Source organism: Veillonella sp. S13053-19 (assembly GCF_002959835.1).
In the GTDB taxonomy this organism is placed as follows: domain Bacteria; phylum Bacillota; class Negativicutes; order Veillonellales; family Veillonellaceae; genus Veillonella; species Veillonella rogosae.
The window spans coordinates 43894-70108 of sequence record NZ_PPDA01000007.1; the positions used below are offsets into that span (position 1 = coordinate 43894).

At 37.9% G+C, this 26215-nt stretch carries 22 protein-coding genes and 1 other annotated feature; of the genes, 19 read left to right on the forward strand and 3 right to left on the reverse strand.

What is annotated here, in order from left to right; translation table 11 throughout:
* Window positions 1-882 precede the first annotated feature (882 nt).
* Window positions 883-4008, forward strand: a complete 3126-nt coding sequence (locus tag VEHSUH06_RS02080; RefSeq protein WP_105097579.1) for a helix-turn-helix domain-containing protein — start codon at window positions 883-885, stop codon at window positions 4006-4008.
* A 77-nt stretch (window positions 4009-4085) separates the two neighbouring features.
* Here the strand turns inward: VEHSUH06_RS02080 and VEHSUH06_RS02085 are convergent, their stop codons facing one another.
* The 3 genes from VEHSUH06_RS02085 to VEHSUH06_RS02095 form a co-directional block, all read right to left on the reverse strand.
* Window positions 4086-4433 carry a hypothetical protein gene (locus VEHSUH06_RS02085; RefSeq protein ID WP_105097580.1) on the reverse strand — a complete coding sequence of 116 codons (348 nt, stop codon included), beginning with the start codon at window positions 4431-4433 and terminating at the stop codon, window positions 4086-4088.
* Between the two features lie 227 nt (window positions 4434-4660).
* Complete coding sequence (locus VEHSUH06_RS02090; RefSeq protein WP_008603303.1) at window positions 4661-4933, reverse strand: type II toxin-antitoxin system YafQ family toxin; 273 nt, start codon at window positions 4931-4933, stop codon at window positions 4661-4663.
* A 6-nt stretch (window positions 4934-4939) separates the two neighbouring features.
* A complete protein-coding gene (locus tag VEHSUH06_RS02095) occupies window positions 4940-5221 on the reverse strand; it encodes a type II toxin-antitoxin system RelB/DinJ family antitoxin (RefSeq protein ID WP_004697933.1) in 282 nt (93 codons plus the stop codon).
* 185 nt (window positions 5222-5406) lie between these two features.
* On the opposite strand from VEHSUH06_RS02095, the gene VEHSUH06_RS02100 reads away from it, so the two are divergent.
* From VEHSUH06_RS02100 to VEHSUH06_RS02185, 18 genes are all read left to right on the forward strand, one after another.
* On the forward strand, window positions 5407-6039 hold the full coding sequence (locus tag VEHSUH06_RS02100) for a hypothetical protein (RefSeq protein ID WP_105097581.1): 633 nt from the start codon (window positions 5407-5409) through the stop codon (window positions 6037-6039).
* 387 nt (window positions 6040-6426) lie between these two features.
* Entirely contained in the window at window positions 6427-6834 is a 408-nt protein-coding gene (locus VEHSUH06_RS02105; RefSeq protein ID WP_105097582.1) for a hypothetical protein, read from the forward strand.
* Between the two features lie 97 nt (window positions 6835-6931).
* Window positions 6932-7135 (forward strand) — a binding site (T-box leader).
* A 180-nt stretch (window positions 7136-7315) separates the two neighbouring features.
* Window positions 7316-8854 (forward strand): 2-isopropylmalate synthase, encoded by a 1539-nt coding sequence (locus tag VEHSUH06_RS02110; protein WP_105097583.1) that lies wholly within the window; start codon window positions 7316-7318, stop codon window positions 8852-8854.
* Between the two features lies 1 nt (window position 8855).
* Complete coding sequence (leuC, locus tag VEHSUH06_RS02115; protein ID WP_105097584.1) at window positions 8856-10115, forward strand: 3-isopropylmalate dehydratase large subunit; 1260 nt, start codon at window positions 8856-8858, stop codon at window positions 10113-10115.
* A gap of 1 nt (window position 10116) precedes the next feature.
* The gene (locus VEHSUH06_RS02120; RefSeq protein ID WP_009351898.1) at window positions 10117-10608 is read left to right on the forward strand and encodes a 3-isopropylmalate dehydratase small subunit; all 492 of its coding nucleotides are present in this window, start codon (window positions 10117-10119) and stop codon (window positions 10606-10608) included.
* Between the two features lie 212 nt (window positions 10609-10820).
* Window positions 10821-11891, forward strand: a complete 1071-nt coding sequence (gene leuB, locus VEHSUH06_RS02125) for a 3-isopropylmalate dehydrogenase (protein ID WP_105097585.1) — start codon at window positions 10821-10823, stop codon at window positions 11889-11891.
* 142 nt (window positions 11892-12033) lie between these two features.
* Window positions 12034-12363: a multidrug efflux SMR transporter gene (locus tag VEHSUH06_RS02130; protein ID WP_105092465.1), complete on the forward strand. Its 330-nt coding sequence runs from the start codon at window positions 12034-12036 to the stop codon at window positions 12361-12363.
* Between the two features lie 100 nt (window positions 12364-12463).
* Window positions 12464-13003, forward strand: coding sequence for a hypothetical protein (locus tag VEHSUH06_RS02135; protein WP_105081234.1), 540 nt, complete (start codon window positions 12464-12466; stop codon window positions 13001-13003).
* A gap of 347 nt (window positions 13004-13350) precedes the next feature.
* Window positions 13351-14538, forward strand: a complete 1188-nt coding sequence (locus VEHSUH06_RS02140) for a flavodoxin domain-containing protein (protein ID WP_105081235.1) — start codon at window positions 13351-13353, stop codon at window positions 14536-14538.
* A 699-nt stretch (window positions 14539-15237) separates the two neighbouring features.
* Window positions 15238-17193 (forward strand): S-layer homology domain-containing protein, encoded by a 1956-nt coding sequence (locus VEHSUH06_RS02145; protein ID WP_105097586.1) that lies wholly within the window; start codon window positions 15238-15240, stop codon window positions 17191-17193.
* Window positions 17194-17529: 336 nt separating this feature from the next.
* The gene (locus VEHSUH06_RS02150; RefSeq protein WP_054748344.1) at window positions 17530-18015 is read left to right on the forward strand and encodes a GNAT family N-acetyltransferase; all 486 of its coding nucleotides are present in this window, start codon (window positions 17530-17532) and stop codon (window positions 18013-18015) included.
* 199 nt (window positions 18016-18214) lie between these two features.
* Entirely contained in the window at window positions 18215-18964 is a 750-nt protein-coding gene (locus VEHSUH06_RS02155; RefSeq protein WP_105097587.1) for a DUF969 domain-containing protein, read from the forward strand.
* Between the two features lies 1 nt (window position 18965).
* A complete protein-coding gene (locus VEHSUH06_RS02160) occupies window positions 18966-19895 on the forward strand; it encodes a DUF979 domain-containing protein (protein ID WP_105097588.1) in 930 nt (309 codons plus the stop codon).
* Window positions 19896-19941: 46 nt separating this feature from the next.
* The gene (pcp, locus tag VEHSUH06_RS02165; protein ID WP_043006064.1) at window positions 19942-20595 is read left to right on the forward strand and encodes a pyroglutamyl-peptidase I; all 654 of its coding nucleotides are present in this window, start codon (window positions 19942-19944) and stop codon (window positions 20593-20595) included.
* Window positions 20596-21048: 453 nt separating this feature from the next.
* Window positions 21049-22338: a YadA-like family protein gene (locus VEHSUH06_RS02170; protein WP_105097589.1), complete on the forward strand. Its 1290-nt coding sequence runs from the start codon at window positions 21049-21051 to the stop codon at window positions 22336-22338.
* 356 nt (window positions 22339-22694) lie between these two features.
* A complete protein-coding gene (locus tag VEHSUH06_RS02175; protein ID WP_054748335.1) occupies window positions 22695-23810 on the forward strand; it encodes a glutathione S-transferase C-terminal domain-containing protein in 1116 nt (371 codons plus the stop codon).
* 32 nt (window positions 23811-23842) lie between these two features.
* Window positions 23843-25381 (forward strand): MmgE/PrpD family protein, encoded by a 1539-nt coding sequence (locus VEHSUH06_RS02180; protein WP_105097590.1) that lies wholly within the window; start codon window positions 23843-23845, stop codon window positions 25379-25381.
* Window positions 25374-26213, forward strand: coding sequence for a transporter substrate-binding domain-containing protein (locus VEHSUH06_RS02185; protein ID WP_105097591.1), 840 nt, complete (start codon window positions 25374-25376; stop codon window positions 26211-26213). Before VEHSUH06_RS02180 ends, VEHSUH06_RS02185 begins: the two co-directional genes overlap by 8 nt.
* Window positions 26214-26215: the final 2 nt, after the last annotated feature.

Genomic DNA, 26215 nt, shown 5'->3' on the forward strand with positions numbered 1-26215 from the left:
TTACTAAGTATATTTTTTAGTTAAATAAGCGAATCATAAAACATAAAACTATATACCCATATACGACTTGTGAAAGCAAGTTTGTAAAATAAAAGGCTGTTACAAAACAGCCCCTTATATTTAAAAAGTTATGAATTGATTATATGAAAATGAATTGCACCCCAAAAATTGGACATAATTTTTGGAGGTGCAGTTTTTTATGTCAAAATACTCAAAAGAAGTTAAAGAAAAAGTTATTAGCCTTTTTGAAAAAATTTTGTCTCTTTAAAAATTAATAAGGAGCTTGAAGTTTTAGAAAGCAATGTAAAAGGCTGTATCTTGCATTCAGATCAAGGATTGCAGTATCAGCATAACACTTGTCAAGAAACATTAAAAATCACGCTATCCTCAAAAGTATGTCTCGAAAAGAAAGCTATTTGGATAATAGCGTGATGGAAAATTTCTTTGGCTTATAAAAATTAGATTTGTTATATGTAGAGGAATTTACTTCCTATGGAGATTTTATCAACAAATTAAGAGATTATATCTGTCCAAGAAAATGGGAGCAGATCATTTTGGAAGCGCGGATTTCTTTTTAGTATTTATTAAAGCAGAATATTTACTATAAAGGGTTCTTTTGGTATTTTTTCAGTTCCGTGACATTGATAAAATAGCTCTTTTAAAACGATATTATTATAATCTAGGACGTGTAATATAATAAGGATTATAATTTTAAAATTTATCAAAGGTATAAAATAAATTAACCATACTTATATATAGGAATTTTTAATAATATGTAGAAATATAATAGTATGAGATAAAGTATATTTTTATAAAGCACTAATATTGTAATTAGTTGAGAGGTTGAAGCCATATTTAAAGATATAAAGGATGTGAATTATTATGTATACAGAAGATGAACTTATAGAGCTATTAAAATCATTGCCTCCAGAGTGTGAGTTTATCGATTATAAACAAACTGGTTATAAAAAAGATAAACAAGGATATTTTATAAAAGATGTTCTATCTATGCTTAATGCTTATACTGCATATGGACGAAACCGTTTTATTATTATTGGCGTAGATGATAATAGGGAATTAGTAGGTATTTCAGCAGAAGAGATGCGAGATGATAATGAGTACCAAAATTGGATAAATAAAATTAGTCCAAAACCAATTGTTAATACGGGGCAAATTAAATATGATAATAAAGTTTTTGAGATAATATGTATTAATAAAGAAAATGATGGGCAGATATATGAACTGGTACAAGGTGTTAATATTCAACCAATTCATGAAGGACAGACTTTTTATAGACAGGGAAGCCAAAATGCAGTATTAACAGAAGAAGTTAGAAGAAAGATTAGATCATCTTATTTTGATGAATCAAAATATAGAGAGAAATTAGTAGAGTTAATTGATTCGTATCAAGGTAATGGGATACCTCCAATTATGGTTGCTTTAATGATTGGGGCTTGGGATTTTATATATGCTGGAGATATAGAATTTATTGTTAACACGACTGGGTGTTCTTTGGAGCAGTTTAAAAGAGATATTCAGAGTTTTCATTGGAATGAAAAAGGTTTTATTAAAATTAAAGGTGATCAAGGAAAATTTAATAATAGAAATAGTTTATTAGAATTTTTAGCATCTAAGTTTTATGATTCGTATTGGAGTGGTATTAAGGATAATATTAAAATGGTTCTTAATAGCATTGGTGCAAATTTATCTAAACCTAAAGATCAAAGATGGTGTATTACACGGGGAGAAGATGGAAAATATTCAAAAGATTTCCTTATGGGAATATATGATTTTATTGCATATTTAGCAACACATAAAAATGATTTTAGTTCTTGTAATTTACAAAAAATAGATAGCTTAATTTATGAATGGATTGAAACAATTTTTACACAATCTGATTGGAGAGCATGGGGGACCTTAGAAAGTTATATTGATTCAATTATTGAATGGAATCCAGATGTTTTTTTATCGTTATTTGATAGAAACTTACGAACTAATAATCAAGTATTTATACAATTATTTCATGAAGAATCTACGGGATTTATGCCTATTTCCTATGGTGATAGATTGTGTCAAGGGTTACAAAAAATAGCATATTTAAAAGAATATTTTAATATTTCTATGATTATTTTATTTCAATTATCTAAAATACGAAATAATGTTAAGCAATATATTATTATGTCATTACTACCATGGAAGCCTTTAACACAGGCTAGTTGTTCTGCACGTATTAATATTATTAATACTTTTTTTTCGGATGATATTGAACTAGCTTGGGATATAGTAGAACAATTACTACCAAACAAGATACAGATAGGCCATGATATTGATGGGTTAAAATACCGAGGGCCAATTGAGCCTATTACGGTATTACAAACAGAGTATCTTGATATCAGTTGGCAATATTTTAAGTTGCTTTTAGGTTATGCGATTATTAATGAAAATAAGTTGATCCTTTTGTTAAAGAGTTTTTGGCTTTTGTTTCCTGAGATGCAAATGGATTTACTTAAAGAAGTTGAGAATAGAATAAATCAAAAAGAGGGAATATCTTTTGATTTATATTTAAGTTTAATGAAGATTTATGAGGAATATTATTTGCGTCAAAGACACAATGAAAGTAGGCAATATGAAAACACAGTAGAAAAAATTAAGAGTTGTATTAATTTAATAGAATTAAAACATTTAGATTATAATAGCAAGCTTTTATTCTTAAAAGATCGATTATTTTTGTTTAGTAAGATTGAACGCTGGGAAGACAGGGAGAAAGCAGTAGAAAAGGTACAAACAAAAATATTAAGAGAAAAAGTTGCAGAGAATCAACTCTTCGAATTTATATCAAGTGTTGAAGATAAAATTATTATAGGGTTTCTTATTTCTAGAGAATTAAATGGTGTAAGTGAATTTACAAATTATCTTACTAGATTTAAGAAATACTCTTCAGATTTAGTTAAAGGGTTTTTAAATGGTGTGTGTATAAATTATCCTGAGTTTATTTATCATCATATTTTAGAAAATTCTTTTGATGTAGATTTTTTAAAGGCCATAGTAATTAATGATAATATTTTTGATGTTTTATTAAAGGCTGGGTGGTTAAATTATAAGGAGCAAGTTAAGGAAATTGATATATATCAATTGAGTTTAAAAGAAGAGAATAATATAAATCGATATATAAAGTTGTTAATGAATTTTAATTTATATAGTCTTGCATTGCTAGCAATTTATCATTATCACTATCATATGGATATTAATATCGATTATCTTGTAGAAAGTTTGGAGGCAATTGAAAAGGATAGTGACAAAAGAATTAACGGGAATATAATTAAAACTTTAATTATATATTGTGAAAACCATGAGATGGATAGTGCAAATTTAGAAAAATTAGCCCATATTGAATGCCAGTTTATAGATTTATTTTTATATGATGATGATTGTGATCTAAAGGCGTTAAATAATCTTTTATATTACAATATATGTCTATTTATAGAAATTGTAGGTATTGTATATAGAACTGATGATAATGTTGATGATAATTTATCATTAAGTGGAAAAGAAAATCCTATTCTTGTGCGACACTGTAATGCAATATTAAATATGTGGCTTAAACTTGATAGTGTTATTGATTCAGAGATATCATTTAATAATTGGTTTGAAGCAGTGTGTTATCATGCAAAAAATGTTAATCGCTTAGATATAGTATTAAATCTTCTGGGTAGAAAGTTATTTCATGTTAAATCTGATGAAATTTGTGGATTTTTATCTAAAGTAGTGATAGATATTTTAGAAAAACCAGAGTTTGATACTTTAAGAAGGGGATATGCTGTTGAAGCTTATAATTCTAGAGGTGTTCATTGGGCATCTTCAGAAGGAGATAAAGCATTATATAATAATTATTATGGAAAATCTTTAAGTTTATCTGAACAGGGATATACTTATACTGCTACTATATATAAAAGATTAGCAGAAAAATTTGGGGTGGATAATCAGTGGTGGAGTATAGATTTTAGTTAGTAAAATTTTGTATATGGAAAAGTGGTTATCTACAATGTGTAGATAACCACTCAATAGGTAATATTCTGTTTATAGTATTATAGAATTTCTGCTTTCAAATCAATAATATTTTTAGCAGCTACACAGCCAGGGCAGTCGCAGAATTCTGCGCCTTCTGCTTTGATGTCTTTAGCGTGTTGTAATAGGTTAGCTGCGCCTTCTGAGCCAAGGATTTGTGTAGCGAGTTCAGAGCCTGCAAAGCCGATTGTTTCGTCGATAAGCGCAATATTTTCTTCTGCTACGGATACGAGTTGTTTCGTGAGTTCTTCTTGTTTAGGTGTACCTTCTGCATTAATCCAAGATTGAGCGAATTCCTTTACTGTTTCATTGCTTGTAGGTGCATCTAATAATGCTTGTACGAGTTGTGTTAATTGTGTATGTGTCATGATAATCTCCTTGATATAACTAGTAAATATGAGTTTGGAAAGATGCACTTACTATCATATGAGCACCTGTTCGTTTTTATAAGTTCATTATAGCACCTACAATAATTTTGAATAGTAGAATGATTTGCGATAGATACTATCAAATAGAATAGATTTATGATAATAACTGGTATAAATTTTTTGGGGAATAGAAAAGAGGAATGCTTTCACATTCCTCTTAAGCTTAGTTAGAATAAATCTGAATGGCTACCCGTGCGAGTTAAAGATAATACTAATATGTCATCTTTAATTGCATAAATTAGAAGCCAATCTGGCTCGATATGTAACTCTCTAAAGCCTTCGTAGTTTCCTGTTAATGGATGATCTTTATAACCAGGATCTAATAGCGTTTGATTCTGTAATTTATTGATGATTGAATAGAGTTTATTGAGATCTTTACCGCGTTTTTTTGAGCGCTTTAGGTCCTTTTTGAACTTACTGCTAAGCACTAATCTCAACATAACTGATTACTCCAATCCTAAATCCTCAATCATTTCTTTTACATTAGCATATGATTTTGCTTTTACTTTTCCTGCCAATATATCTTTCGTTTCTTGAATAGCAGCTTCTGTTTCTGCATTATAACGAGGTTGTTTAGGTTGAAATGGAAATCCGCCTTCCATTAGTGATGTGTGGAGAAAAATATTAATTGCATCAGTTACGGATATGCCAAAGCTAGCATATAGTGCTTCTAATTGTGCTTTTACAGCTGGCTCGATACGCAAACTGATAGAGGCTGTTTTAGCCATAGTATCACCTCCTGTTACTTCTATTGTAATGCACATGCTATATAATTGCAATCTTATAACTGCGAATTGCAAGCATAATATATATCTTTTCCTGGACGAAAAATACTTATGAATATAAAAAATATTAGCTTTTTAGGTGATATAATTAACTTACTATATATAGTTTGTTTGCAGGGGATTGTATCATGAAAAAGGTTGTATGTATGTTAGCTACGCTAGCTTTTATAGGTTCCATCAATGTTGTGTCCGCAGATGAGTTGATGAGATTCCGTCTTAATGGTAATTCTATTTATGATCAGCCTTATGGTGATCGAAATGAGTTCCCATGTCCCAATGGACTTGGTAGTTGTACTATAACTGATGGCGATTATAAAGGTATTCGTAAAGGTCAATCGCTAGAGGTGTTTGATACTGTATATGAGGCTAAGCAACATTTGAATTTTAAACCACAGTTACCAAGTGGTTTAGAGGGATTACGCCCTGTACATGTATCCATTGTGGATCACGATGTATTACAAGTTGTGTATGCCTATCATGAGCTTTTAAAAGGAACATATTTTGACCGTGTAGATGATATACCAAAGTATATTAAGTATCGCGTATCTACAGTATCAGGTAATATTGCAGGTGATTATAAGGATTACTTACCTCAGAAAACCGATGTTATAAATGGGATGACGATAACCTATCGAATGGTAGATGACGCCCTTTACTTAGCATCTTGGGAACATGCGGGGCAGAGCCATGTGTTCTTATTTAATGAGCCAGTTTCTGTGGAGCGGGCTAGAGAAATGATTAATAGTGTAGGTACTAATTGAGTTTATTACTGTACTATCTTTTTAAGCCTGATTAGCTTATAATATACATATAAAGAGAGCCCATTAACGTGATTAGGGCGTTAGGCTCATCTAAAACTGAACAAAATTATGATGGCGCCTAACGTGTTAGAGGACTGCACTCCTCTATACGTTAGGCGTTTATCGTTGTACTACTTAACTAGTGCAATGATAGTGACTACTGATAACAGAACTATGATGATTACATAGGTAACTTCATGATTTGTCATAGTATCACCTCCTCGCGGAGATGAACCTAACTCACGTCAACGGACTCTCTTCGTAATAAGTATAGCAAAATACTCTTTACGCAAATAGCGATATACAGTTCTCTTTGGTGTGATTTATATTAAAAATAACGGAGCTTATATGAACACAGATAATTATAAGATTTCAACATTGCCATATATAGAAAATGCTAGCAATGAGATAATGGAACAGTACAATATAAAAGCGCAATATGAAACGGAACCCCCTCATGGAGATGCTATATATTCCATTACTATAAAGGGAAAAGCATTGCCATTTTGGATTTATGGTAGGGATGTTACTTTCATAGGTAATAGTATGGTTATGGTCGAGTCTGTAAGATGCAAAACCTGGAATCCCATTGAAACCATCATTATTGATTTAGAGAATGAATTGTACGCGGGTTTAAAGGAATGGTATACAGATATTTCATTTGTTAATAATCGAATAGAGCTTACTAATCAAGTGGTAAAAATGGATAAAAGAATTCTAAATAATTTTGAGAATTTAGAGTGGATAAGCTTTTAAGATAGATTCTGCTAGTTATTAACAAGAATGCATAATATTCATTTTATTTTAATTGACATCAGTCTATAGAATACAGTACAATACCCTTATATCTTAAAAACAAGCTATGAATGGGTATAAAGGTTTACAGATCCTGCTTTCAGAGAGTTGCCGGTTGGTGCGAGGCAATAGAGGTTGTACGCTGACACTCTCCCGTGAGCTTTGGTGGCGAATGCAGCAGTAGTCATCGACGGTGGTTCCGTTATACCCGCAACGAGTCCCAATTAGGGTGGTACCGTGTTATGAATATAACGCCCCTTTGAGCAACGATAGTTGTTCTGAGGGGCTTTTTTTATTGTAAAAGTCTAGTAAAATTACTGATTTGATGTATCTACGTTGGCTTCAGTCGAAATAGCATTGAAATCGGCCATTTTACTAAACTTTCACAATAGATAGATATAATACAGCGTTATGTTTTATTAGTATAGAAAAGGTGAAGATTATGGATCAAAATCGCGTATATTTCTTCGATACAACCCTTCGTGATGGGGAACAAACACCAGGTGTGTCTTTACAAACTCCTGAAAAAATTGAAATTGCGAAAGGCCTAGTACGCCTCGGCATCGATGTAATCGAGGCTGGTTTCCCAGCAGCATCCCCTGGAGATTTTGAAGCAGTACAAACGATTGCACGCGAAGTGAAAGGCGCAACAATTTGTGCGTTGGCACGTGCTAATGAAAAGGACGTACAAAAAGCGATTGATGCATTGAAAGATGCGGAACGTAGCCGTTTGCATGTATTCATTGCTATTTCTGAACTTCATATGGAATATAAATTAAAAATGACTCGCCAAGAGGTATTGGATAAGGTTAAATCCGTATTGGCATATGCAAAAGGTAAGGTTGATGAAATCGAGTTCTCTGGTGAAGATGCGGCACGCTCTGATTTAGATTTCGCATGCCAAGTATTTGGTGTTGCCATTGCTGGTGGTGCAACAATTATTAATGTACCAGATACAGTAGGTTACATGAACCCTAATGAGTTCGGTGATAAAATCCGCTATATTAAAGAACATACACCAGGCATTGAAAATGCAATTATCTCTGTTCACTGTCATGATGACTTAGGTCTTGCCAATGCAAATACGTTAGCTGCTATTAAAGCAGGTGCACGCCAAGTAGAAGGCACAATTAATGGCCTAGGCGAACGGGCTGGTAACGTAGCGATTGAAGAAGTTGTAATGGCTCTTAAAACACGCCATGATTACTTCGGCGACCTTGAAGTGAACATCGATACAAAACAATTTACGAAAGTATCTAAACTTGTGAGCCGTTTAACAGGTGTTGTAGTTCCTCCAAATAAACCAATCATTGGCTCTAATGCCTTTGCTCATGAGTCTGGTATTCACCAACATGGTATGATGAGCAACCCTGAAACCTATGAAATCATGACTCCTGAGTCCGTAGGTGCTGAAAAAACAGACCTCGTATTGGGCAAGCACTCTGGCCGTCATGCCTTCGCTGATCATTTAGCAAAACTTGGTTTCCAATCTTTCACAGAAGAGAAAATCAACGACCTCTTTGCTAAATTCAAAGAATTGGCGGACCGTAAAAAACAAGTATACGACGATGACATCGTAGCTCTTGTAGTCGATAATATGCACCATAAAAAAGCATTCGAGCTTGTGGCTCAATATTATAAATTAGGTGAAAAAGGTTATGCTTATGCTGACGTTCGCCTCATGACACCAGAAGGTGAAAAAGCCGATGCTGCCGTAGGTGATGGTCCAGTAGACGCATCCCTTAAAGCGGTTGAACGTGTTGTTGGCTTGCCAATCAGCTTAAAAGACTACCAAATCCGTGCTATCACAGCCGGTAAAGATGCCCTTGGGGAAGCAACCCTTAAGGTAGAATACAACGGTCGCTTGTACCATGGTCGTGGTATTAGTACCGATATCGTTAAATCAAGTGTGAACGCATATATTAATGCAGTTAACTCAGTATTCCTAGCTATGGAGCTAGAACAACAGGAGGAAGAATAATATGGGTATGACCATTACTGAAAAGAATATGGCTCGCCACGCGGGTCTTGATGTTGTAAAGCCAGGCCAAATCATCGAATGTCATTTGGATGCTGTATTGATGAACGACATCACATTCCCACCAGCGCGTAAAGAGTTCTTGAAAATCGGCAAACCTGTATTTGACCGTCATAAAATCTACTTGGTGCCGGATCATTTCACACCAAATAAAGATATTCAATCCGCTACACAAGCGAAAGTCATGCGCGATTTCGTACGCGAACATGGCATTACAAACTACTTTGAAGTAGGTAGAATGGGTATCGAGCACGTTATTTTGCCAGAAAAAGGCCTTATCGGTCCTGGAGAAATGATGATTGGTGCTGACTCCCACACTTGTACATATGGTGCGGTAAATGCATTCTCCACAGGCGTAGGCTCCACTGATGCGGGCGTTGCTATGGCAGAAGGCAAAACTTGGTTCAAAGTGCCTGAAACTATTAAGGTTGAACTTATCGGCAAACCTAACAAATGGGTAACTGGTAAAGACGTAATTCTTGATTTAATCGGCCAAATCGGCGTAGACGGCGCTCGTTACATGGCTCTTGAATTCGCTGGCGAAGGCGTACAACATATGACTATGGCTGACCGCCTTACAATCTGTAACATGGCTATCGAAGCGGGCGGTAAATGTGGCGTATTCCCATATGATGAAATTACTGAAGCATACATTAAAGGTCGCGTAAATCGTCCTGTAGAACCAATTAATCCAGACCCTGATGCAGTATATGCTCAAACTGTGACTATCGATTTGTCCAAATTGCAACCAGTTGTAGCATTCCCTCATTTGCCATCTAACACACATTACATCAACGAAATTGACAAAGATATTAAAATCGATCAAGTTATCATCGGTTCCTGTACAAATGGCCGTTACGAAGACTTGGTGGCAGCTGCGGAAATCTTCAAAGGTCGCAAGGTGGCTCCATTCGTTCGTTGTATCGTAATTCCTGGTTCTCAAGATGTATATGACCAAGCGTTGAAAGATGGTTTACTAGATATCTTCATTCAAGCTGACTGTGCTGTGTCCACGCCAACATGTGGTCCTTGCCTAGGCGGTTACATGGGTATCATGGCTGAAGGGGAACGCACCGTTTCCACAACAAACCGTAACTTCCGTGGTCGTATGGGTCACGTTGATTCTGAAGTATATTTGGCAAGCCCTTACGTGGCGGCAGCGAGTGCTGTATTAGGCCGCATTGCAGGCCCTGAGGAGGTTTAATATGGATTTTGAAAGCAAAAAAATCTGGCGCTACGGCGACGATGTAGATACAGACGTAATCATTCCAGCTCGTTACTTGGCGATTGCTGACTGGAACGAATTAGCTGAACATGCGATGGAAGATATTGATACTACTTTCGCTCCTAATGTGAAAGCTGGCGAAATCATGGTAGCTGGTAAAAACTTTGGCTGTGGTTCCTCCCGTGAACACGCACCAGGCGTTATCAAAGCAAAAGGAGTGCCTGTTATCGTAGCACACTCCTTTGCCCGTATCTTCTTCCGTAATGCTATCAACATTGGTTTACCAGTAGTTGAAATCGGCGAACAAGTCGATCGTATCGACGCTGGCGATGCAATCGGCGTAGATTTGTCTAAAGGTATCGTGTACAACTTGACTAAAAACGAACAATACCAAGGGACTGAGTTGCCACAATTCATTCAAGATATTGCGGCAGCTGGTGGTCTTGTGAACTTTGCGAAAAACCGCAAGTAATACTACGTGGCCGAGCCTCGGTGATGCGCTGCCGCTCCAGCTAGCTTAACGGTCTGCGGCGTAGCCTTGACCTACTAAAGTCGCGTTAGCGCATGCACCTCGGCTCTACGTATTTATCTTTTACGGTTTTGAGCAAAATTAAAATCCCTATAGCTAGCAATATGTTGAATGAATTTGTGGCGGAGGGACATTACATATATTGGAGAGGTAAGATGAGCGAAAAGAATATCGTATTGATTTCTGGTGATGGTATCGGTACTGAGATTATTGCTGCAGCGAAGGCTGTGTGTGATGTGGCTTTTGAGAAAGCTAATGTAAAGGTTAATTGGATTGATAAAAAAGCGGGCGGTGCGTCTATTGATGCATACGGCGTGCCTTTGACTGAGGATACAATCGAGGCTTGTAAAGCTGCTGATGCTGTATTGCTTGGTGCTGTAGGCGGTCCTAAATGGGATAATGTAGATCCTGCTATCCGTCCTGAGAAAGCAATCCTCGGTCTTCGTAAGGAGCTTGGTTTGTTCTGTAACTTGCGTCCTGTAAAAATCTATCCATCTTTGCAAGAGTATTCTCCTCTTAAAAAGGAACTCGTTCAAGATGTAGATTTCGTTATTGTTCGTGAGTTGACTGGCGGTATTTATTTCGGTGAACGCGAAGAGGCACAAGGTGAAGGTGCTAACGAGTTTGCATGGGATAAAGAAACTTACAGCCGTTATGAAGTAGAGCGCATCATGGACATCGCTATGGAAACAGCTCGCAAACGTAATAAAAAGGTTGTATCCGTAGATAAAGCAAATGTACTGGCTTCTTCTCGTTTGTGGCGTAAAATCGCACAAGAGAAAGCGGCAGCTAATCCAGATATCGCAACAGATTACTTCTACGTAGATAATACAGCGATGCAACTCGTTGTAAATCCTGCACAGTTCGACGTTATCGTTACAACAAACTTGTTCGGCGATATCTTGTCTGACGAAGGTGCTGTTATCTCCGGTTCCATCGGGCTTTTACCATCTGCATCCATGGGTACTGGCACAGCATTGTACGAGCCAATCCACGGTTCTGCACCAGACATTATGGGCCAAAACTTGGCGAACCCATTGGGTACAATCTTGTCCGCAGCTATGATGTGCCGTCACTCCCTTGATTTGCCTCAAGTGGCTGACGCTATTGAAAAAGCTGTTGAACAAGTGCTCGTGGATGGTTACCGCACAGGCGATATCTACCGCGAAGGCTTGAAACGCGTAGGTACCACAGAAATGGCGCAAGCTGTTATTGAACGTCTATAATCGTAGGAAACAAGATTTTGAAAGCTCATCAAGTGAGCTAAATCATTTCAAAATCGTATCATATACTTTATAATGCAGAAATATTATATATAGGTTATTATATAAGAGAGGGCTAGTCCCTCTCTTTTTTGCGGGAGGTGTTATGTTATCTTATTTTTTGCTTGCCTTATCTATAGGGCTTGAGCTATTTGCTACGACCATGTTGAAAGCCTCTGATGGCTTTACGCGACCGTTACAGACCGTTGCTTGTGTGCTTGGCTATGTAGGATCTTTCTATACATTGACGCATGTACTGAAATATATTCCACTCAGTGTTACCTATGCTACCTGGTCTGGCGTAGGTCTCGTGGTGACAGCACTCATTTCAGTCTTTATCTTTAGTGAGGGCTATAATATGTACACTATTTTGGGGATAGGTCTTATTGTGGTTGGTGTTGTTATCCTTAACTTGTGGGGGAACGTAGGTCACTAATCTATAAGACTGTTAATGTAGCCATTAATTAGATTGGTCTTATATCATAATTATCATAATCATATTGTTAGATGAGAGAAGAGCTAATAAGGAGGGCTTTATGAATTCTTCCATGTATCGAAATTTAACCATTACTGCGTTATTGATGGCATTAGCCATTATGATTCCTATTATGATGCCGTTGAAAGTCGTCATACCGCCGGCATCGTATACGCTGGCGAGTCACGTGCCTATATTCCTGGCGATGTTCTTGTCCCGTAAGATGGCGGCTTGTGTCGTAATAGGTTCTACGCTAGGTTTCTTCGTGGCAGGGTTCCCTATTGTTATCGTTATGCGCGCTGCCTCTCATATTATCTTTGCTTTGATGGGGGCTTATTATATTAAACATCATCCAGGTGTATTAACAGGGGCGTTATCTTTTGCTGCATTTAACTTTGTCTGTGCTATTATTCATGCCATTGGAGAAGTACTAGCCTGCCTCTTGTTCTACACAACAACTACGATACCTAATATTGATCTTATCTACGTTGTGTTCGTACTTGTTGGTGCTGGTACTATTGTTCATAGTTTAGTTGATGGATATATTGCACTATATATCTATAAAGCTATTCCAGGATTGTCTCAACCAGATAATAAATAATCTGGCGTTATTCTGAATTATCTAGCAGAGTCATAAATAATCCGCCATCAAACTGCATATAGTCGTAACCACTCATGGCGTATCAATATATACTAATGTATAGTATTTGAATACCTATGAGTGGTTTTTTATATTAATTCTTAAATCTGTACCTGCAGATACGGACTATTTCTTCTGAATTCGATATAATAAAACTATAGTTAATGACCGATTCGTGTTATGTCATTTGATATAACATTTGGGCCATAGATTTGGTTGTACTGGTGAAAGTTCCACATATTCCTTGATTCTAAAATATATTAGGAGTGAGGTAAGTACCTATACTTTCACAGAAAACGGAGGTTATTATGAGAAAGCACATTAAAAATAACGTATCTTGGGTGGGGAAAATCGACTGGGAATTGAATGAGTTCCACGGTTCTGATTACAGTATTAACAATGGTTCCAGCCAAAATGCGTACTTGATTGAAGAGGAGAAAACCGTCCTCATCGATACGGTGTGGAAACCTCATTCCTCAGAGTTTATCGATAATTTGGAAGCTGAAATCGATTTAAATAAGATTGATTTCATCGTATGTAACCACGGCGAAGTGGATCACAGCGGTTCCTTACCTGCATTGATGGAAAAAATTCCTAATACTCCAATTTACTGTACGGAAAATGCCGTTAAGTCCTTGGTGGGTCAATATCATCATCCGGAATGGAATTTTCAAGTTGTTAAAACAGGTGATTCCGTAGATATCGGCAATGGTAAATCCTTGGTATTCGTAGAAATGCGCATGCTTCATTGGCCTGATTCCATGGCAACCTATATGACTGGCGACAATATTTTGTTCTCTAACGATGCGTTCGGTCAACATTACGCGGTAGAAGAATTGTGGGCCGATAAGGCTGATCAATGTCGTTTATGGGCAGAGGCGATGAAATATTACGCTAATATTTTGAATCCATTCTCTCCATTGGTAAAAGCTAAAATTGAAGAAATTCAAAAGCTCAACTTGCCAATTGATATCATCGCTACCAGCCATGGTGCTATTTGGCGTGAAAACCCAATGCAAATTGTAGAAAAATACTATGAATGGTCTCAAGCGTATCAAGAAGACCAAATCACAGTGGTGTACGATACAATGTGGGATGGCACAAAGAAATTAGCCCATAAGATTGCTGAAGAAATTTCTAAGCAAGCTCCAGATACGCGTGTTAAAATCTACAACATTAGTAAAACCAATAAAAATGACATCATGACAGAAGTATTTAAGTCTAAAGCAATCGCAGTAGGCTCTCCAACAACAGGGAATAGCGTACTGTCCAGTGTAGCTGGTTGGCTCGACTTCTTACGTGAATTGAAATTTAAAAATAAAAAGGCCGCTGTATTCGGTACCTATGGTTGGTCTGGTGAATCTACGAAAGTCCTTCGTGAAGAGTTAACTAAATATGGTTTTGCTGTAGTAGAACCAGAAATTAAATGTAACTGGAATCCAGACGCTTCTGATCTTAATAAAGCGGAAGAACTAGTAAGTGCATTATTAGCATAATTTAATATAAAAATTTGAGTAAGCCTCTTGTTTTCTTTAGAAAAGCTAGGAGGCTTACTTTTGTTTTAGTTGTGTATACATAAAACATTGGATATTCAAAGGAAAAATTGTATACTTTATTCCTTTAAAGCTTTAGCTGTGATATGTATATATGTTGATATGTATAGTTGTATAGTGACTAAATATAAATTATAAAATAAATATAAATTAAAAGAATGGAGATTAAATATGCGTAAAAGCCACTTTCACCAAATATTCATGAATGAAGAGTGAATATGGGTTGTTGGGGGTTTATGCTATATTCTAAATACTTATAGAATGATTAATTATTTATAAGTTATTCAGTTTAGTACTTGAAAAATACTTGAAAAGTTGTGATTTTTTTCACTCATTATAAAAAATGATGAATATATTAACTTGATACAAAACACTAGTAATCAAGCTATTTTTAGGATATATGAAGACTTATTAATGAAGTTTATGTGGTAAAAAGGCTTGTATATATCGTAAAACTTTGATATGCTATGCGGGTAATGAACAATATAAATTTTTCTTAAACTGACATGGACTTATTTCTTGAGAGAGTAATTAGAGATATTTCCTGCTCAGCCCGAGGAGAGAGGCGGAACACTTAGAGAGGTTGAAAAATTGTATTGTATTGTAATTTGGTTAAGTTTTTTAATTTAGTGAGGGTGTAAGATGAGAGAAATGAAACATTCCAAAAAATTAGCGTTTGCTGTATTAGCTGCAGTTGCAGCAGTAGGTTCTGCTGTTGCGCCTGTAAGTGCAGCTCCTGTGACAACTGCAGATGGTTTCATCTTTGCAGCAGGTAATGCAACGGCATCTCCTGATGCACATAATAATGTGTCTTATGGTACTGTTGCCATTGGTACAGCTACAAGCATCGCTGTAGGCCAAGGTAATACAATTACAAGCGCTAATGGCTCTAGCAGTGCTTTTGGTAACCAAAACACTATTAATGGTAACCAAGCTAATGCCTTCGGTGACGGCAATACTGTAACAGGTGCATATGCACAAGCTTTTGGTGATGCTAACATTGCTAATGGTACAAATGCGATTGCTTATGGTTATAACAATACTGTAGCTGGTACTACTACAAACTACCGCGATCGTGCTTTCGATAATGAGTCTGATGCTGCTACACTTTTAAATGGTTCTTGGAATAGCAACTCCGTCGCTATTGGTTCTAAAAATACTGCATTAGGTAGCTCTGCATTGGCAGTAGGTAATGAAGCTCAAGCTAAAATGAGCGAATCTATTGCTATCGGTCATGGTGCACAAGCTGATAAAACTTGGGGCATTGCAGTTGGTACACGCGCAGCTGCTTCTGATGTACGTTCCTTAGCATTTGGTCATGAAGCTAAATCTACTGGTTATAAAGCAAATGCTATCGGTGCTGATGCACAAGCTAAAGGTAACCATGCTAATGCTATTGGTTCCTCTGCATATGCAAATGGCGATCACGCTCAAGCATTTGGTGCTGGTGCCCATGCTGATGGTGTACGTACTAATGTATTTGGTTCTGATGCTTCTGCAAGCGCAGATTACAGCATTGCAATCGGTAACAAAGCTAATGCATCCACTGCAAACTCCATTGCATTAGGTGCTAATGCAACTACTCGTTCTGCTACTAATGTAACTAGCGCAACTGTAGCTGGTCATACATTTGGTGGTTTTGCAGGTACCAGCCCTGTAGGCTCTGTATCCGTTGGCAAAGCTGGTGAAGAACGTCAACTTCACAACGTCGCAGCAGGTGAAATTTCCGCTACATCTACAGATGCTGTAAATGGTAGCCAATTGTACTCCGTAGCAAATGATTTGCAAGATCAAATTAAGAAAAGTGTACCTTCTAACGTAACTAACCAAATTACAAATATTAATAATCGTATAGGCGATGTTGAAAAACGCGTTAATAAAGTAGGTGCAGGTTCCGCTGCATTGGCTGCATTGCATCCATTGGACTTCAACCCAGATGACAAATGGACAATCGCTGCTGGTTATGGTCACTACCACAATGCAAACTCCGCTGCATTAGGCGCGTTCTACCGTCCTAACGAAGACACTATGTTCTCCGTTGGTGGTACTGTAGGTACTGGTGAAACTCAATTGAACGCAGGCGTATCTCTTCGTCTTGGTAAACGTTCTCCTGAGTCCCGTTCCCGCGTAGCTATGGGTCGTGAAATCGCTGAATTGAACGCACGTCTTCAAGACATGGAAAACAAATATAACAACTTGTTACAAATCATGAATCCACTTGCAATCGATCCTAGCAAAACTGCTGAATTCCCAGATGTTCCTCAAAATCACTGGGCTTACCAATACATTAGCCAATTGGCTGGTAATGGTATCCTTGTTGGCTACCCTGATGGTACATTCAAAGGCGATGCAAAAATGACTCGCTACGAATTCGCAACTATGTTGTACCGTGCACTTCAAAATGGTGCTCCTATCGACGACAACATGAAACGTGCGATGAATGAATTCGGTCCTGAATTACAAAACATTCGTCTTAACCACTTCCGTATTGATCGTATCTCTGGTGGTGACAACGATCGTCACAAAACTGAACGTGTTCGCGTTAACAACGAACCTGAAAATCAACGTGACGTATACGGTTCCCGTATTTACAAATAATACGACTACTTCCCTTCGAGCTTGTGAAAGCTCAAAAACAGGATGTATCTTCGTGATACATCCTGTTTTTTTGTGCCAAAAAGTAGCAAGTATTAATGATAGGTGTAATATATGGAGAGTTTTATCTTTATGCACTTGGCGTCAATTGATTCTCTTACGCGCTAAAATACGATTATTACTATATTTAATAGTACAATTCTATATTAGGCATTAACATTCTATATAATATTTATGTAAAAATATTGCAAGTTGATACGCATAGGTGTATAATTACGTTCATAAATCAAATAAATATACATAGTTTGTGAATAAAAATATAGAATGAGGAGAAAGACCATGAAAGAATTTAGACAATTAACAGTAGCAGATACAGCAGAATATCATAAGGTGTTAATCGATGGCTATGCAGCGATTAAAGACTATCCAATCACCTTTGATGCCATTGATTTTACAGAAGCAGAATCTAAGGAGTGGATTGAAAATTATCCCGTGTATGGGTTATATATCGATGGAGAATTAGTGAGCTCCATTACGTTTTGCATGCCTTGGGTGAAATATTCTACACCGGATAAATATCCACATATTGCACACTTTGTAACAGCGCCAGCTTTCAAAGGTAAAGGCTATGCACGGGAAACCTTGGGCTATGCAGAAGAGCTTTTAAAGGAACAGTTTAAAACACATACAGTAACCTTGGGGACTGCCAAGGAGCATCCATGGTTGCCTAAGATGTATGAATCCTTTGGCTTTACAGCGTATGATAAAGTTCATTTTAGAGGAAAACAACATACTACAATTTTGTTCAAAAAAGAGTTGAGTTAAATAAGTAAATCGCCTTGTAATACACTTTTAGTAGTTTTTGGTTTGTAGCAATCTATTAAAATACATTACAAGGCGATTTATTGTGTGATATTATTACTATTTGATATATAATATATTCATATATAATATACATAATATATATACTGTGCCTTTGCGGTTATATACGATTATGGGTAGTTTGTAGAAAGGATGTGTCCATATGATTATTTTATCGGGCATTTTAGTGATGGTCATCGGTTTGATGCTACGCTTTAATGCATTGTTAGTTGTTATTGCAGCAGGCTTTGTGACAGGGCTTTCGGCAGGGTTGAGCATAAACGAGATCGTTGGTGCTATTGGGGAGGCTTTCGTAAAAAACCGTTATATGTCACTATTTGCCTTGGTACTTCCTGTAATTGGTATTATGGAACGCCACGGTTTACGTGAACGGGCAGAAATATTAATCGGTAAGATTCAAGCCGCAACAGCTGGCCGTATTTTCATGATATATCTATTTGTTCGACAAGTAACAGTAGCTCTGGGTATTAGTATGTCGGGTCTTGTAGCTATGGTTCGTCCTTTGATTTCCCCTATGAGTGAAGCTGCGGTAGCGCAAGGTCGCCCTATATCTCAATCTACACTCGATAAGATTCGTGGTGTAGCGGCATCTTCAGATAATATTGGTAACTTTTTTGGTCAAAATTTGTTCCTTGCAGCGGGTGGTCTTTTATTGATTAAAGGTGTTATGGAGCAGCTCGGCTATAATGTTGAGCTTACAGATATGGTGCTATATGGAGTTCCTACAGCAATATGTGCCTATATAGTGAGTGTTATTCGATTCTTTATTTTTGATAAAACAATTCAAGCTAGTGTGGCTCAAGACGAGGCGGATATGAAAGCGGGCAAACTTGTGCCAAATGAGCTTAATATTCTCGTCACTCCAGAAGAATTAGCGAAAGGGGGCAAATAATATGTTGGAATTATTATATAAAATGCAGCCCTTAGACTTTGTATATCTTTTAGTAGGTATTATCTTAGTTATTTTTTCCATACAATCTTTTGTCGATAAGGACCATAATCATCGTATTGGTACTGGTCTGTTCTGGCTATTATATGGTATTTCCTTTATCTTTGGCTCTTATATGTCTAAAGAAGTCAATGGTTGGCTCGTAATTGCTATGGCGGCAATTGTGTTATTTAAACAACTTGGCAAAGGGAATTATTTTGAATCTGCTATAGATTTCAAAAAAATGGAAGCCTTGCGTATTGGTAATGTGATCTTTATTCCGGCATTGCTCGTTGGTATTATTACGTTCATCATCGGGTTCTTCACGAAACTGGGTGCCCTTGTAGGCCTTGCCATTGCTTCTATTATTGCTCTATGTGTAGCCTTATATATTACGAAAGCTAAGGTCGGTCAAAGTTTCCATGAAGGTCGTCGTCTTCTCGATGCTATCGGTTGGACTGCTATCTTGTCTCAATTATTAGCAGCCCTTGGGTATCTATTTAATCTTGCAGGGGTAGGCAAGTTGATCTCAAGTATGGTAGCTAGCATAGTTCCTGCAGATAATGTATTTCTCATCGTTGTAGCGTATTGTATTGGAATGGCTTTCTTCACAATGATTATGGGGAATGCCTTTGCAGCCTTTGCTATGATTACTAGTGCTATTGGCGTACCGATGCTTGTTGCAGGTCATGGTGCTAATCCAGCGGTGGTTGGTCCTATTGCAATGCTTGCTGGTTATTGTGGTACCTTGATGACGCCAATGGCAGCAAATTTCAATATTGTTCCTGTGGCGCTTCTTGAAATGAAGGATACCTACGGTGTTATTAAGGCTCAAATTCCTGTAGCTATCGTAATGCTTACATTGAATATTCTATTAATGTACTATTTCCTTTAATCTATTTTATGTATAATATCTTTTGATATTGTTATGAGGTACTATGATGAAAACGATTTTGATTACCGGTTTTGATCCTTTCGGTGGTGAAAGTATCAATCCTGCATGGGAAGCTGTTAAAACGATGGATGGTTACACAGACGGGGACTACAAAGTGGTGACTCAAATGGTGCCAACTGTACGGTATACATCTGTTAAAACTGCGATAGAAGCAGCCGATACATGCAACCCTGATTTTATTCTTTGTGTAGGCCAAGCTGGCGGTCGCCCAGATATTACGATTGAACGGGTAGCCATAAATTGCGATGATTTCCGCATTCCAGACAATGGTGGCAACCAACCTACCGATGAACCTGTTGTGGCTGATGGCCCAAGTGCTTACTTTGCTACACTTCCTATTAAGGATATGGTTAATGCATTACACCAAGCGGGTATTCCTGCGAGAGTGTCTAATACAGCAGGCACTTTCGTATGTAATCATATTATGTACGGTGTCCTACATTATGCAGCTCAAAAAGGCAATGTTAAGGCGGGCTTCATGCATATTCCGTACTTGCCATCCCAAGTGGTGAATAAGCCAGATCAACCGAGCATGGCTGTTGAGACCGTACGTGCTACGCTAGAAACTATCGTTCACGTATTGGCTCATGGTGAAAGCTACGAAGCACAAAACATAACATATACAACGCCACACGAATAATCTAAGGACTAATTCTTAACAGTCCTGTTCTATTTATAAAATAAAAAGTTGATAGAGAGTCTATGGGTTGTCTATTCCCGGTTTTACTTAATGGGGAGACAATCTATAGGCTCTCTTTAATTTTATATAATCGTTTCTTGCATAGCCTGGATAATAACTTTTATAGGAAACATCATAGTTTCTATAAGGCGGATAATAGTCTCTTATAGTAGAATCGTATAATCGCCTCTTATAGTGGATGGTATAATAGCCGCTTATATAGGGGGTATAACTGGTTCTTGGTATGCATAATTATAACTTATTAATAGTCTTAGAATAGATGTGATAGTTAAAAGTAAATGCTGCTTTTCTTGTTTGTGTTTCGGGGGATATTGATTAGAATGTCTAATTTTAATAAAAATTCATATTACAGTATACTTAACCTGATAAGTTATTTGTAGTCAGGAGGAATTTATGAGGGTAAGTAAAAAAGCGTTAGTGTTAGCAGCGTGTCTTGGTTGTGGTGTGATGGCAACTAGTTTAGCAGCAGATAGTACAGCTGTTAATCCTAGTACAGATGCGCCTACGGTAACATTTGTAGCGGGGAAGAAGGCAATCTTTATTGGTAAAGATCAAGGCTACACTAATAAAGGCTGGGTTGGAGAGGTTCTAGCTATCGGTTATGGTGGTTTTGGTAAACAAGATGCATTAGCTGGAGAGACTGTAGTTGTTGGTAATGCTAGTGCTAGTAACGCACGCGGTGCCACTGTTGTAGGCCAACGTGCGGGTACAAATGGTGAAAATTCTACAGTTATAGGTTCTAATGCATCTGCTTCTATGTATAGTACAAAAACAACAGGGGCTGTAGCGCTTGGTAGCTATAGTAAAGCTTATGCAACAGAAAGTACTGCGCTAGGTTACTTCTCACAAGTAGAACCCCAAATAGATAACGCTGTAGCTTTAGGGGCGCGCTCCCACGCTATTGTTGGGGCAGGAGAGAAGGGCTATCTCATAGAGGATAGTGACGGGAATAGTAATACTTGGGTATCTAAAATGGGTGCTGTCGCAGTTGGTTCTAAGTCTTATGGGAATCGTCAAATTACAAACTTAACTGCAGGGACACGCGATGATGATGCGGTTAATGTGGCGCAATTGAAACGAGTTCGCGACTATGCGACCTATACAGGTGGCGTTGGCACGACTATTGGAGATGATCATGTAGTTAATGTAAATGTGGGAGATGGTTTGCATGTAGAGGATAATAAATTGGTAGCTGATGTAAAAGCAGCTGATGTAAATGCTTTGAAGCAATCCATATCAGCTAGCACAGGATCTATTGAACGATTAGACTCTAATATTAATCGTTTAGATAGTAATATTAATAGAGTAGGTGCTATGAGTGCGGCATTAGCAGGGCTCCATCCAGTACAGTCTGATGATGGAACAAAGTGGAATCTAGCGGTAGCAGGCGGTTCTTATAAAGGCGAAAAAGCGATGGCTTTAGGTGCCTTCTTCACGCCAAACAAGATCGCTCAATTCTCTGTAGGCTCTACGGTTGGGCAAAATAGTACTATGTTTAATGTAGGTGCCTCTTTTAAGGTTGGTCCTGCTAGTGAAAAGATGGCTAGTCAAGATACTAATGCTATCAATGTACTTTCACAAGAGGTAGAGACATTAAAAGCTCAACATGAAGCTGATGTAAATCGTATTGCTGCATTGGAAGCAAAGGTTAATGCGCTAGCAAATAGAAAATCAAACGAATAGAAATAATAGTAAATAATATTCTTATATGATGTATACAATAACTTATCTTGTGTAATGTGCAAATAGAGCTATATCTGCAGTAGATATAGCTCTATTTTTATGTTTATAAGGTTAAATGGGGTATTTCTCCTTTAGGCGATGTAGGTAGTATGATTTTCTATACTTTTACATAGAATGATATTTTATTTTCAATAATCATTATAAATTTTAAATACCTACTATTGACATAGGTATTTGAATAATGTAATATAGTCACATAATCATATTAAGTTAATAGGAATAAGTGAGGGATATCACAGTAGCTTTCAAAATAAGAATTGTAAAGCGAATAGAGATGACCTCTATAGGAGTATAGAATGAGTGAACACGTAGATGTAAGCAACATCAAGGATCCTAGTATCGCGGCAGCTCGAAAAGAAGTTGAGTTTCAACGTGCTATGAATCCTTGTCCTATCGATTTTTCTGAGTTTCAGTCTAGTAACCCTCGTTCTCAAGGGGAGCAAAAGGAGTATGAAGGTAAAGATGCATCGAATTTTAACCGTCGTCAAAAATATTCTGATAGCGAAGAACCTCAATTCACAACACCTTTTGGGAGTGAACCAGGGTTTTTACCTGTAGAAAAAGACCGTTATCGTCTTGTATGGTCTAAACATTGTCCTTGGGCCCACCGTATTGCTATCGCCATAGATTTGCTTGGTTTAGATACAGTAATCTCTAAAGGCACTGTTGATCCATTGCGTCCAGCAGGGGTTATTGCAGACTGGTTCTTTACCCTTGATAAAGATGAAAAAGATCCGGTACTAGGCATTCACTCCTTAGGTGAAGCGTATCGCAAAGGTGATCCTAACTACGATGCACGTTCCACAGTGCCAGCTATTGTAGATGTTACAACTGGTGCGGTAGTAAACAACGACTATCATGCATTAACGACTGAATTAGCATTGGGCTTTAAAGATTTCATCTCTCCTGATGCTCCAGATATTTACCCAGAGGAATTACGTGCCGATATCGATGCGTTGAATGTTATTATCTACGCTGATTTTAACTTAGCAGTAAACTTGGCGGCTCTTGTAACAAACCAAAAAGATTACGAGTACTACTACGATCGTATCTTTGCTCGCTTGGACTGGCTTGAAGAACGCCTTAGTAAGCAACGTTACTTGATGGGCGATACGATTACAGATCCAGATATCCGTATCTTCCCAACATTGGCTCGCTTTGACCTCGTATTCTACCAAAAATACTTGGTTAATAAAAAACGCCTCGTAGACTATCCAAACCTTTGGAACTACGCGAAGGATTTGTACTCCAATCCAGCATTCGGTGGTACAACAGACTTCGACTCTATGCGTAAACGTTTCTACTACGTAGACCATACGCCATTTGAAGATCTACCACGCCTTATTCCAAAAGGTCCAGACGATTCCATTTGGTTAGAGCCAAATGACCGTGCTGAAAAATTTGGTAAATAATAGATTGTTATAGATAACAGAAAGGACGGCCCATGGATTCAGTAACGCAGACGATTGTGAACTACATAGAACAAACGGATGTGTCGAACCGTGAGGACCTCCTATCAGTGGCGCACATTGCCTTTCTAGATTATTTAGCATCCTTAGCCCCTGCTGAGGAGGAGCAAGCCGTTCAGGACCTAGCTCGGTTTATAGGGGCTAATCAAAATATAACTATTAATCAGGACACATCTACTAATCAGGATACAACAGCTAATGTAGATGGTCATGACAGCTATTTAACCGTTAAACGAGCCGACAAGGCTCTGTATTATGGCTTTGCTTCGCATTATCTTGATTTTGATGATGCTCAGGCAAATTTGGCGGGTCACTTCAGTACTGTTTTATATTCTGCTCTATTAGCAGTGCTCGAGCCCCCCGATAGGTGGCACGATTTCCTTCGTGCTTATATCATTGGTGCCGAGCTAGAGGGAATCATTGGTTCTCTCATCAATCCTGCCCATCGGACTCAAGGATGGCATTCTACGGGGACCGTTGGTGTTATTGGGGCGGCGGCCGCTATAGGCGCTTTGCGAGGCCTTCATGGTGAAAGCTTGGATCAGCTCCTGTCTCTGGCTGCTACTCAGTCGGCGGGCATGTTCTTTCAAAGTGGTACAGATGGTAAGCCGCTCCATGCGGGACTGGCAGCACGCAATGGCGTATGGGCTTACGAACTGTTGGAACATACATCACTTCAAACAAGTACAAAACCATTTGACCCTGAACGGGGTTGGTTTAAAACCATCGGTAATATTACCGTTACATCAAATGACATCGCTAGCCGTTGGTTAGCACCAGGGCAACTTATTGATCCTGGTTTGTGGATGAAAGCCCACCCCTATTGCTCGGCAGCCATTTGTGGCGCTGAAGCAACTGAAACAGTGGCACATAGAATATATACATCTTCTTCGTATGTGTCTAAGCACTACAACGTTTCACCAGATGTAGCGGAAGAAGGTAAACGTAGATTATGTGCTATATCCGACTCGCTCCCTGTGTTAGCAAATACAGAGAAAGAGGAAAAATGTAATCTATGTGCTGACTCTGATGTATTCCTTTGGGATGATATAGATCGAGTTACTGTTCACTTCCCACCTGGTGCTGATGCAGCATTGCGTTATACAGCGCCAACAACAGGTCGAGAAGGTCAGTTTTCCATAGAGTACATCGTGTACCAAGTCCTCGCCTATGGGACGGTACAAGATGAGTTATTCAAAATTGATAGCATAGAGCAATCAGTACGAAACTATATGTCACGTATAGAGCGTGTCCATGACTTACCGAAGGTAGCCCAAAGTGAACGGATTACAAAGATAACCGTTACATTGAAAAATGGAGATACTTTCACAGAGACGGTGAACAATCCGAAAGGATCGCCGAATAATCCTCTTACTATGGAGGATATACGCATTAAGCTTGGCCTCACCTTGCAGGCTGACCAAATAGATAGAATAATGGAGGCTTTTACCCGTACCGATGAGGTAGAGCCATTCCTGCAAACATTGCGAAAAGAAGGAGTTCTACATGTTTAATACAAAGAAATTGACGAAATTATTTGCCATTGGCGCATTGGCACTAGGCGTGCTCGTGGTAGCTGGCTGTGGCGATGATACATCTAAAGAAACAAAGGTGAATCCAGATGCGAAAGTGGTTAACGTAGCTACACGTGGTACAGTTCGGCCCTATTCCTATACAGATGATAACGGGAACCTTACAGGTTTTGACGTAGAGTTGTTGAAAGAAATTGAACGTCGTAATCCAGATCTTCATTTCAACTTCAAGCCGATGGCCGTTGATGCTGCCTTCGTAGCGATGGATGCCGGCCAAGTTGACATGATCGCAAACCAAATGCGCCGTAATCCAACTCGTGAAGCAAAATACTACTACACAAATGAAGTTAATAACTACTCCACACGTAAATTAGTAGTTAAAAATGACCGCAATGACATTTCTAAATTAGATGATTTGAAAGGCAAAAAAATCGCCGTTACTACATCTTCTGAGTTTAACGAATTAGTAAAACAATTCAATGAGACAGCGGATCCGCAAATTGAAGTTATCTATACAGATAAAGCTGGTGCTGAAACATTGAACCTCGTTGCTACCGGTCGTGCCGATGCAGCAGGTGAATACGAATACGTAATTAACTCTGCTATTAAGGACCGTGGCTTACCACTCAAAGCCGTAGGTGATGTATTGGCAGTAGTACCAACATACTTCTTGTCTAAACGGACAGATGATATGAAACAAGTAAACGAAAAAATCGATAAAACGATGAAAGAAATGCGTGCTGATGGTACGTTGAAAAAACTTTCTGAACAATATCTTGGTGGGGATTACACATTCGATCCAACACAAAAATAACG